This is a genomic window from Paenibacillus luteus, from assembly GCF_006542765.1.
Taxonomy (GTDB): Bacteria; Bacillota; Bacilli; order Paenibacillales; family Paenibacillaceae; genus Pristimantibacillus; species Pristimantibacillus luteus.
In genome coordinates, this window is sequence record NZ_SKCD01000003.1 from 78,380 (window position 1) to 90,438 (window position 12,059).

Annotated in this window: 7 protein-coding genes; all 7 read left to right on the plus strand. The window is 44.7% G+C overall.

The window, feature by feature from the left end:
* Position 1 precedes the first annotated feature (1 nt).
* The 7 genes from E0496_RS02155 to E0496_RS02185 all read left to right on the plus strand — a co-directional run bounded on the left by E0496_RS02155 (position 2) and on the right by E0496_RS02185 (position 11,983).
* Positions 2–823 (plus strand): carbohydrate ABC transporter permease, encoded by an 822-nt coding sequence (locus E0496_RS02155; protein WP_141499984.1) that lies wholly within the window; start codon positions 2–4, stop codon positions 821–823.
* A gap of 116 nt (positions 824–939) precedes the next feature.
* The gene (locus E0496_RS02160) at positions 940–1,782 is read left to right on the plus strand and encodes a glycerophosphodiester phosphodiesterase (protein WP_161601286.1); all 843 of its coding nucleotides are present in this window, start codon (positions 940–942) and stop codon (positions 1,780–1,782) included.
* Positions 1,783–1,854: 72 nt separating this feature from the next.
* Positions 1,855–3,252: an ABC transporter substrate-binding protein gene (locus tag E0496_RS02165; RefSeq protein ID WP_141499986.1), complete on the plus strand. Its 1,398-nt coding sequence runs from the start codon at positions 1,855–1,857 to the stop codon at positions 3,250–3,252.
* 18 nt (positions 3,253–3,270) lie between these two features.
* Positions 3,271–4,074: a glycerophosphodiester phosphodiesterase gene (locus E0496_RS02170; RefSeq protein WP_141499987.1), complete on the plus strand. Its 804-nt coding sequence runs from the start codon at positions 3,271–3,273 to the stop codon at positions 4,072–4,074.
* Positions 4,071–4,805 (plus strand): glycerophosphodiester phosphodiesterase, encoded by a 735-nt coding sequence (locus E0496_RS02175; RefSeq protein WP_141499988.1) that lies wholly within the window; start codon positions 4,071–4,073, stop codon positions 4,803–4,805. Before E0496_RS02170 ends, E0496_RS02175 begins: the two co-directional genes overlap by 4 nt.
* A gap of 302 nt (positions 4,806–5,107) precedes the next feature.
* On the plus strand, positions 5,108–11,503 hold the full coding sequence (locus E0496_RS02180; protein WP_141499989.1) for a fibronectin type III domain-containing protein: 6,396 nt from the start codon (positions 5,108–5,110) through the stop codon (positions 11,501–11,503).
* A gap of 198 nt (positions 11,504–11,701) precedes the next feature.
* A complete protein-coding gene (locus E0496_RS02185) occupies positions 11,702–11,983 on the plus strand; it encodes an alpha/beta-type small acid-soluble spore protein (RefSeq protein WP_141499990.1) in 282 nt (93 codons plus the stop codon).
* Positions 11,984–12,059: the final 76 nt, after the last annotated feature.

Here is a 12,059-nt window from a genome sequence, read left to right on the forward strand (position 1 = left end):
TATGAGAAAACAACTTCGTTCATCCATGTGGATTTTGATTCATATCGCTGTCAGTCTCATTGTAGCCTTCCCGATTATTTATGCCTTTTTAATCAGTCTCATGTCGCCATCACAAATGTACGAGGAAGGCATTCAATTAATCGCGAATCCGATTCATCTTGCGAATTATGCTGATGCTTTCTCTATGGTGCCGCTGCTCCGGTTTTTCTCGAATTCTGTGTATGTATCGTTGATGATAACCCTGTTGCAGCTCGCTGTCGGGATATTAGCAGCATTCGCATTTACCTTTTTTGACTTCAAAGGAAAAAGTGTTTTGTTTTACTTGGTTCTATCTACGATGATGATTCCTGCACAATCGATTGTGCTTTCTAACTTCACGATCATCAGCCAATTGAATCTGATGGATACGTATACGGCATTAATTATTCCTTCGGCCGCCTCGGCCTTCACCGTATTTAATTTAAGGCAAAGCTTTATGCGCCAGCCTTCTGAGCTGAGAGAGGCTGCTCATATGGACGGCTGCTCCGACTTTAGATTTATGTGTCAGGTAGTTGTGCCTATCAATCGCCCGATGATCAGCTCTTGTGCGATTATTGGCTTTATCTTTTCATGGAATGACTATTTATGGCCGCTACTAGTTACGAATGACATTAGTAAACGTACGGTTCAAATTGGAATATCGATGATGAGTGACACTTTCTCCACAACCTATGGCCCTATTATGGCAGCAGTATCGATAACATTTCTACCGACGGTCATTACGGTTTATTTAGGGCAGAAGCAGCTCATATCCGGTCTTTCATCGGGTGCAGTTAAAGGGTAGCGATCTCGGTTACTTAGGTGAGGAAGGGAGGTGAGGCTTGAGGGCAGAGTGATGACTAATGGGATTTCCGCTTTACTCTATAGATTAAAGGAATGACGAGAGAGGAGATGGACCAGATGACAGCCATTAAAAATATTGCAACGATGGGCTTCAGCACCTCATATCCTGAGAATACGATGCTGGCCGTTGTACAAGCGCTCAAAGCAGGTGCAGACACATTGGAAGTAGATGTCCAGCTAACCAAAGACGGCGTAGTTGTGTTAAGCCATGATCATCAAATCGATCGGATGACTGACGGCGTAGGCGCGATCAGCGATTACACATACGAGCAGCTAAGCCGCTTTAATGCAGCTTCGCGCTTTATGGGCGGCAACGAGTTTCAATCCATTGGCTATCGCTCCAAAGGTTTCGAGCATTTATCCTTTACTCCAACTGTGGATGCGAAAATGCTGACGACCATAACGTTTCAACCGATTCCTAGGCTGGTGGATGTACTTGCGCTGCTGCAAACGGAGAAAGCCTCTTTAATTATCGAAGTAAAAAGCCACGAAGGCGCAAATGCCGGAATCGGCGAGCATATTTGCGATCTCATTAAGCAGCATGGATTAGAGAAACGATGCTTTATCTCCTCATTCAATCATGCTTATATTCACGAGCTAAGTGTTAAAGAGCCTAGCATTTCTTATTCCATTATGTTTGTAGGACAGCTGTTCGAAGCTGGGAAATATGCGAAGGAGCTTGGAGCATCGGCCCTGCAAAATTGTTTTATAAGCGCCGAGGATACAGTCGTAACAGCTAAGTCCTGCAGAGCAAATGGCATTGAGCTATTTGTGTGGTCGATGGGGCGAACGGATACACGAGCATACAATGAGCAGCTATTAGATTATGGTGTTCAAGGGATTATTACGCATAATCCCGAATTGTTGAGCACGGTACTCATGAATCAAGCGCACAATTAGAAGTTAATGAGGCAATGGACAACTACTAGTTTATATTTATAATCCCCCACATGAGACAGGAGCATAAAAGAGATGAAAAAAGGATTTGCACTAATAATAACGGTAGGTTTGTTGTTGATGATTGCTGCTTGCTCGGGTAATAGCGCGAATGTAGCGAACCAGTCAAATGGAGGCTCAAATTCAGTCACAAATACGGCTGCACCGGAGAGTAATGGAAAACCGACTGAAATTGTTTTTTGGAATTCGTTTACCGGCGAAATTTACAAGTCACTTGAAGAGATTATTGCTGACTATAACAATTCTCAGGATAAAGTTCATGTGACAAGCCAGTTCCAAGGAACATATGATGAAACGCTGACGAAGTTCAAATCTTCTATGGCAAGTGGCTCGGGTCCCGATGTGTTGCATATGTATGAAGCGGGAACACGCTATATGATTGACAGCGGCTACGCATTGCCGGTTGAGGATTTTGCTAAAGAAACAAACTTCGACCTGAATCAACTAAACGATATGGCTAGATCCTACTATACGATTGATAACAAATTATGGTCCATGCCGTTCAACTATGGACAAGCTCTATTGTTCTACAACAAAACGGCGTTTGAAGAAGCTGGTCTTGATCCGAATGCGCCTCCCCGCACGTACAAAGAGTTTGCGGAATATGCAGATAAACTGATGATTAAGGACGGCGGCAAGGTTACCCGCTATGGCGCGACGATTGCGGTGTATGGTTGGTTTATGGAACAGCTTATTGCTGGACAAGGCAAATTCTATGTAGACAGCGATAATGGTCGTTCCGGTAGAGCAACGGGACTTGATGCGGATGCGAATGAGGCATTGCTGAACGTGTTCACAAACTGGAAATCATTTACTGAAAAAGAAAGCGTCGTTGACTTTGGTAAAAACTTATCTTCAGGCTATCAATCCTTTACAGCAGGAAAGGTTGCAATGCTTCCCTTTGTTTCAGGCTATTACAATTATGCCAAACAAGCGATTAACGGTGCTTTCGAGCTGGGCGTAGGCTACTTCCCTATGCTTGAGAAAACCGAAAAAGGCGGTTCTTTACTAGCAGGTGCATCATTCTGGTTAATCGATCATAAAGATGAGGCTAAGAAACAAGCTTCATGGGACTTCATGCAGTACATGGCTTCACCTGAGGTACAAGCGAAATGGACGTTGAAAACAGGGGATATCGCTATTAACAAAAAATCGTACGAGCTGGCGGAAGTTAAAGCATATCTGGAAGGCAATCCGGCGATTCAAGTTGCATTGGAGCAGGAGTCTGCTTATCCAAACAATTTCTATACGCAGGGTGCTGTATTTGGGGTAATGCCTGAGGCTCGTCTCAGCTTCGAGGAAAATATGGATGCAGTCATTGCTGGTGTTCAGACACCACAACAAGCGGTAGATAAATTCTCAGCTCAGGTTGGTAAATCACTAAAAGATTATAATACAAGCATGGGTAAATAAGAGATAGGGAGGCTCACAATGTTTCGAACTAAAAATATTGCAGCGATGGGCTATAGCGGAATTTATCCAGAAAACACAATGCTGGCTTATCGGAAAGCACTCGAAGCAGGTGCAGACGGAATTGAAGTAGATGCCCATCTTACCAAGGATAATGTCATTGTCCTCTGTCATGATGAATATATCGACCGTACAACAGACGGAACAGGCAAGATAAGGGAACTAACGTATGAAGAATTATGCCAATACAATGCTTCCCATTCGTACATGAATCCTGAAGCTTCTGCTGTTGTACAGTTGTTTGTATCCCAGCCAAGACAGACAGAAAAGGCGGAAGAAATAGGCTTCCAGTCGATTCCTAAGCTGGTAGAGCTTCTGGAATTGGTGAAAGAAACGGGATGCACGATTATCGTGGAGATGAAGGGAACGGCGGCATTATATCCGGGCATGGGTGAAGCGATTGCTGAGCTGATCATTGAGCACGGATTGGAGCGTCAATGCAGCATTTCAAGCTTCAGCCATCATTATATTTATGAATTGAGCCAGCAATATCCGGATGTTTCGTTTGCTGCTGTAACGACAGTAGATCAGCTATATAAACCGGCTAAGTATCTTAATCAGCTCCATGCCAAACAAATTCATCCTTATTCAAGTGCGGTTACCAAAGAGCTGGTTCAAGCTTGCCATAGTGATGGGATTGAAATCATTGCATGGTCCGTAGGTGAAACGGATGAAGAAACAGGCATTCAGAAGCTGATCGAGCTCGGCGTCGATGGCATTATGACTCATTATCCGCCGCGTATGTATGAAATAGGTCAGGCATGAGCCCCAAAACAATCATTATCGCGCATCGAGGCGCATCTGGAGAAGCGCCGGAAAACACGATGGCCGCCTTTCAATTAGCCGAGGAGCAAGGTGCCGAAGGGATGGAACTGGATATTCACCTATCAGCGGATGGGGAAATCATCGTGTGCCATGATGCGACTGTGGATCGAACGACTAATGGGACAGGCAGGATTGAAAATCTGACCGTTACTGAATTGAAACAGCTGGATGCGGGCAGTTGGTTCCATTCTAAATTTCAAGCAGAAAAGCTTCCTCTATTAGAAGAAGTATTCTCCGTTCTGAAGCCGGAGACGTTCCTTAATATTGAAGTGAAATGTTCATACAGCCAGCTTCTGGAGGAGCGTTTAATGGAGCTTGTGCTTCAATACGGCCGGCTGGAGCAAGTAGTTGTCTCTTCGTTCGAGCATAAAACATTGGTTAAGCTCAAGAAGCGGATACCTAAAATACGAATCGGTCTATTGTACTCTGCAAACTTCCAAAGTCATTCGCTTATGGCTGCATCATCAGGAGTGGAGGTATATTCTTTGCATCCCCACTTTGAGTGGTTGGGTGCTGAGGACATTGAGGATGCGATTCAGCAGGGAGTAAGGGTTTATCCGTATACGATAAATAGTGAAACGGATGGAATTCCTTTGTTTCAAGCAAAGGTATCGGGCGTTATAACGGATTATCCTGCTAGGATAAAGGCAGTTAGAGATTCATTTTATTGAATCGTTAAAACGGGTATACGCACAATTTTCTCAACAACTCAAGCGGTCTTCCTTTTTTTATGAACGTAAATGTAATTTTCAATTCATACCAAATGCATTGCTGCCAGGTAAGCTTCCCTTTTCATAAGGATGCTTACCTGGCATTTTTTTCGGATTTAAAATAAAGAATAGTCTATCGCTTTCCAAGCCGAGCCTTTAGGTGTAGTTCTTGTCGAAGTTTGTCATTTTACTGTCATTGAGAGTTGATATAGTTATCGTAGCTATGACGAAAATAGTAATTTATACATGTAGGAGTGTATGCGATGCCAGGTAGTTACGTACTTGTACCAAGAAAGAAAAGGTTTCGAAGCTTTATTATCAGATTAACGTTGTTTGCATTGCTGTTCACATTATTTCCTTATCCCTACGTAGCGAAGGCAGAGCCCGTTGCGAATGGAAAGCCAGACTTATTGTCAGGGATACCGGTCAATTCTATTCAGAACATGGCTGCTCCTTATTTGGCTAATGCCAATTACGCGACGGACGGAGATGATACGACCTCAACGGATATGGGTGCGGGTTATTATAATTCGTATTCGTTAACGTTCCCCTCGCCGACTAATATCGGGAGAGTTCGAATCGTCGTCAACGATTATTCCAAGCTTTACTATAAAATGATCCGTATGTGGCACCAGGACGGTTCCTACACGGACCGTTATTTGACGCAGAATACGTATACGGATATTTGGAATATCAGTAATGTAACGATGATCCAAATTCCATTGGTGCAGGTAGTTAGCTCAGATGATCCGTTCAAATTATTTACGTTCGAGGTTTATGAAATGAATCTGGTTCCGCCAACCGTACCGGAGTTTACGACGACGGCAGCGGGCAATGGACAAGTGAGCTTGAACTGGACCGCATCTGAGGACAATGAGAATGAATTGGCAGGCTATAACATCTACAAAGATGGCAGCTATCTGGCGAAAGTGGACGGCGATACGACGGGTTATACCGTAACAGGTTTAGCTAATAATGTCAGCCATACGTTTCAAGTGTCAGCTGTTGACGCCTCGAACAATGAGTCAGCCAAGAGCACGCAGGTTTCGTTGATGCCTATCAATGCTGATGTGCCGTCAACCCCTACTGCTCTGAAGGGAACACCTGAAGAAGGTGCTTTGCTGCTCCATTGGGCAGCTAATCCGGAGAACGATATTGCGGGCTATAATGTCTATAGAGATGGTATGAAGGTAAATACGTCATTGGTGGTCGGCTCTAGCTATTCTTTCAGTGACGTGATCGCAGGCGTTTCCTACGGGTTTCAAGTAGAAGCGGTTAATACTTCGGGACTCGTTTCAGCGAAATCTGATCTTTGGAAAATGGTATATCAAAAGAAAGATTTGCTTAAAGGCATTTCTCCTTCCTATTGTTCGCCCGCAGATCCAACCTATGCAACAGATGGAGATGATACAACCGCTTTAGGAGCCCATGATCTGTACGGCAACTGTAATTTTGTTTTTACGAACGGTGCAAAAGATATTGGCAAGATCAGAGTGCTTGTGGATGATTACCGTAAGTTCTGGGGGGTAGCCATTCGGATTTTCTATGCCAATAATCAATATTATGATTTGATGGTGAACACGGATATTAGGTCTAATGATTTCACCAAATATGTGAACTTGCGTGGAGTAACAAGAATAAATTTTGGTCCAAACTCAGGTTTGACCCCTGAAACGGCGCTAAAGCTATTTAGCTTTGAAGCTTACGCTATCGATGATGTACCGCCTTCCGTACCTGCTATTGTGTCTTCTGCTGTGGGCAATGGTCACGTCGATTTAACATGGTCTGCATCTACAGATAATGAAGACTTCCTGGCAGGCTATAAGATTTACAAAGACGGTCAATACTTGACGAGCCTGGACAGAAACACGACAACCTACACGGTAACAGGCTTGTCCAATAAGGTTAGCTACAATTTCGAGGTGTCCGCCTATGATTCAGTGAATAATGAATCTGCCAAAAGCGCAGCCGTATCATTGACGCCTACGAATGAGGTAGCGCCAACTGCTCCAACTGAATTTAGGGGAACCGTCCAGAATGGTTTCATCACGTTGAAATGGAAGGCTAATCCCGAGAATGACTTGGCTGGCTACAACGTCTACCAAGATGGAGCGAAGCTTAATACCACGCCAATCATTGGCGAAAGTTATTCCATTAAAAGCCAAACCTACGGAGTTCCCTATGACTTTTATGTGGAAGCCGTAAATACTTCGGGACTCGTATCGGCAGAATCGGACACGATTCGTATTACTCCGTACTACAGGCCTGATTTATTGTCAGGATTATTAGTAAATTATATCCAGAATGTGTCTGCTCCTTATTTGGCCAATGCCAATTATGCGACGGACGGTGACGATACGACCTCAACGAATATGGGAGCAGGTTATTATAATTCATATTCGCTAACGTTCCCTTCGCCGACCAATATCGGGAAAGTGCGAATCGTCGTTAACGATTATTCCAAGCTCTACTATAAAATGATCCGTATGTGGCACCAGGACGGCTCCTACACGGACCGTTACCTGACGCAGAATACGACTACGGATATTTGGAATATCAGTAATGTAACGATGATCCAAATTCCATTGGTGCAGGTGGTTAGCTCAGATGATCCATTCAAGTTATTTACGTTCGAGGTTTATGAAATGAATTTGGTTCCGCCAACCGTACCGGAGTTTACTACGACGGAAGCGGGGAACGGCGAAGTCAGCTTAAACTGGTCCGCATCGATGGATAACGAAAATGAATTGGCGGGCTATAACATCTATAAAGATGGCAGTCTCCTGGCGAAAGTGGATAGCAATACAGCGAGTTATACCGCGACAGGGTTAGCTAATACGAAAAGCTATAGTTTTCAGGTATCGGCTTTTGACGCTTCAAACAATGAGTCAGCCAAGAGCACAGCGGTTTCATTAACCCCTGTCAATACAGTAGTGCCGACCGCTCCTGTCAATGTTGCGGGCACGTTTGAAGAAGGGGCTATTCTTCTCAGATGGGCAGCTAACCCGGAAAACGATCTTGCAGGCTATAACGTCTACAACAACGGAGTGAAAGTTAATGCGACGCCGATTGTCGATGTAAGCTATTCGGTTAGCGACGTAACAGTTGGAACTTCCTATGGATTTGAAGTGGAGGCGGTAAACACTTCTGGATTGGCATCGGCCAAATCGACTAAGCTAAATCTAGTCTATCAAAAGCCGAATTTACTGAGAGGCATGTCACCTTCTTATTGTTCAACCATCAATCCCACGTATGCAACAGATGGGGATGATTCAACCGCTTTGGGAGCTTATGATTTATACGGCAACTGTAATTTTGTTTTTGCTAATGGGGCAAAAGACATTGGTAAAATTAGAGTGCTTGTTGATGATTATCATAAATTTTGGGGCGTAGCCATTCGGATCTTCTACGAAAATAATCAATATTATGACTTGATGGTGAACACGGATATTAGGTCCAATGATTTCACAAAATATGTGAATCTTCGTGGAGTAACCAGAATAAACTTTGGTCCAAACTCAGGGTTATCTCCTGTAACGGCGCTGAAACTCTTTAGCTTTGAAGCCTATGAGATTGATCGAATCTCACCCTCGATACCTGAGATGGTTTCATCTGTACCGGGCAAGCGGAAAGTGAACCTGGAGTGGACGGCATCTACAGACAATGAAGGATTCCTATCGGGCTATCGGATTTATAAAGACGGCCAATACTTGACGAGCGTGAACAGCGCTACGACGAGCTATACGGTAGAAGGCTTATCGAATTTGGTGAGCTACAATTTCGAAGTAACCGCTTATGATTCGACGAACAACGAGTCTACCAAAAGCGAAAGGGTTTCCGTGACACCAATCAACGCGGTAGCGCCATCTGCTCCTGCAGATTTAACAGGAACTTCGGAGGATGGGGCTATCGCTTTGAAGTGGACGGCTAATGACGAGGATGACCTTGAAGGCTATAACGTCTACAAGAACGGTGAAAAGCTTAATGCAGTTCCACTTGTAGAAGAAAGCTACTACATCGAAAGTTTAACCAATGGTATTTCATATGACTTCCAAGTAGAGGCGTTAAATGATTCGGGCATTGTATCAGCCAAGTCGGATACGATAAGCATCGTTCCTTATGATACAGTCGCTCCTTCTACGGTTAAGGGAATAAACGTTGAAGTTGGCGTTGCTTCCGGAACAGCGAAATTGACATGGGCTGCCAACGCAGATGCGAATCTGCAAGGGTATGTCGTATATGTTAACGGGGTTAAGAGTAACTTGGCGACAATAACGGACACCTTTTACCTAGTGACTGGTCTTATCAATGGAGTGGAATACAGCTTCCAGGTATCGGCAGCGAATGGCTCGAATATGGAGTCCGAGAAGAGTGAGAGTATTTTAAAAACTCCGCTTAACCCTGAAGCGCCTGCTGCTCCGGCAGCTGTAACGGGTATGTCTGGGGATCATCAAGCATTGATCTCATGGACAGCAAATACGGAAAGTGATCTGGTCGAGTATAAAATATACCGCGATGGAATTGAAGTGGGAGTAGTGGATAAGAACACCACTTCGTTTGCAGCGCTGGAGCTGCCTAACGGCATCAGCACTGCCTTTACGGTAACTGCCAATAATACAAGCGGCTTGGAATCAGATCAAAGCGAGCCGGTTACGGTTACTCCCGTTTCGTCAAATGCAGCTTTAAGCGATTTGGATTTAAGCAATGGACAAGCCTTAAACTCGGCGTTTGATGCGGAGACTGATCATTACACGTCCAATGTGGGATACGAAGTGACGAGTTTAACGGTAGTGCCTACTTCAGCAGATGAAGCGGCAACGATCACGGTGAACGAATCGGCGGCAAGCGAGCCAGTCAGTTTGAATGTTGGTTCTAATGAGATTACGATTGTCGTAACGGCGCAAGACCAAACGACCACAAAGACCTATACGGTAGTGGTGACGCGTGCGCAGTCATCTAATGCAAGTTTGAGCGGCTTGGCCTTAAGCGGCGATGAAGAGCTAAATGAGACCTTTGCAGCGGAGACGGCAAGCTATACAGCAAATGTGAGCCATGCCGTTACGAGCTTAACAATTGTGCCGACTGTTGCGGACGAAACAGCGACGGTCTTGGTCAATGGATTAGCGGCTAGCGAGCCAGTAAGTCTGAATGTTGGTTCAAATGTGTTTACTGTAGTTGTAACAGCGCAGGATGACAAGACAACAAGGAGTTATACGGTGACGGTAACACGGGCAGCGGCAAGTACGCCACCACCAACACCAGTAACAACACCACCAACAACGCCGCCTACATCGCCATTGCCAGTAACAACACCAACAACGCCGCCTGCATCGCCAGTGCCAGTATCAACACCAAGTCCTAAGCCAAGCAGCACACCAGGTGTTACGCCAACTGCTGCGCCGCATGCAGCCGTCCATGTAGATTCAAGCGCTAACGCTGTAACAACAGCTACAGGTGCAGATGGGCATGTAACAACTGTTGTGACACAAGATGCGGGGAAGCTTGCAGATGCATTTAAGCAATTGGCAAGTGAAGCGACCAATAACGGTGAAGTGCCAAAAGTTAGCCTATTAGTCAATAACCCTGCTGGTACAGCTACCACAGTAAAGCTTCCGCTATCGGTTCTGGCGGATGCTGCGGCTAAGACGGGAAATGCAACTATTGATATCGAATCCAATGATGGTACTTATTCCTTGCCGCTTAGTATCCTTGATTTTACTGCCATTGCCGAAAGCTTGGGCACAACGGATACGAATATTAGCATCCAAGTGAACATATCGCTGGTTGAAATGGAATTAAGCAGTGAGCTTGGCGATCATGTTGTGATGCTAGGAAGCGCAATTGAATTCTCGATTACTGCAACTGGCAATGGACAAACCATTGAGCTAAACAATTTTGGATCGACGTATGTTGAACGCAGTGTTCAATTAGCGACAATAGTTGACGCAGATCATACGACAGTTGCGCTATACGATCGGACAACGGGGAAATATTCTTTTGTGCCAGCCTTATTTGAAGAACAAGCTGATGGGACGACTAAAGTTACCTTCAAGCGGAACGGCAACAGTATCTACACCGTTCTTTCTTCAACAAAAACATTCAATGATGTAAGCAAGCATTGGGCAAAAGCGGATATCGAACTTCTCGCTTCTAAGATGGTTATTGGCGGGGTGAACGAGAGCAGCTTTGCTCCTGAACGCTCGATTACAAGAGCAGAATTTGCGGCTATGCTAATACGTGCTCTAGGGTTAACGGTAGAGACGGCTTCAGTACCGTTCACAGACGTTAAAGAAGGTAGCTGGTATGCCGGTGCAATTGGGGCAGCGGTTAAAGCAGGCTTGATTGCCGGCTTTACAGATGGAACCTTTAGACCCAACGAGTCCATTACGCGTGAACAGATGGCGGTTATGGCAGCCAGAGCTGCCTCAGCCGCAGGTATGAGCATCAATGTTTCAGGTGCAGAAAATGAGCTCTTAGCTAATTTTCAAGATAAATCATCTATTGGCAGTTGGTCACAAGCGTCCGTTGCGAAAGCTGTTAAAGCAAACATTATAACAGGGATCACGAAGGATACGTTTGACCCTGCAGCGAATGCGACAAGAGCACAAGCTGCAGTCATGCTGAAACGACTAATGCAGTATGCTCATTTCATCAATTAACAGGCTTTTGATAATTAACTGTTTTGCTTAAGAAAGTGTTAACCTTCGGGTTAGCACTTTTTTGTTTATCGATTATGATGAAAACAAAGAAATAGCGACGTTTGTTACAGAGTGGAAGAAATAGAATCGTCAAAGATACGGATGAAAAAAGAAGCTTTAGCACATCTTAGAGGAAAAGCATCAAGGGGGTGTATCATAATGGCAAGAAGACGACGGTATGCAGTGCCGGGGATTGAACAGGAGATGCGAACTTTTAAAGCGGATGTCATGAGGCGTGAAGGTTATGCTGTTGACCCGAATCGTCCGGATGACGTGAAATATGAAGTGGCCAAGGAGCTTGGCATACCTCTGCAGCCTGGCGATAATGGTGATTTAAGTACGGAATCGGCTGGCCATATTGGCGGTAAAATTGGCGGTTCCATGGTTCGGGAAATGATCCGCCAGGCCCAAGCTCAGCTTATTAATGAAGATAAATCGTAAAAAAAGGTTGAATTCGCCTGATCTTATAGGACGAATTCAACCTTTTTTAGTATAACGATCATTAAGTTGGTCCTAG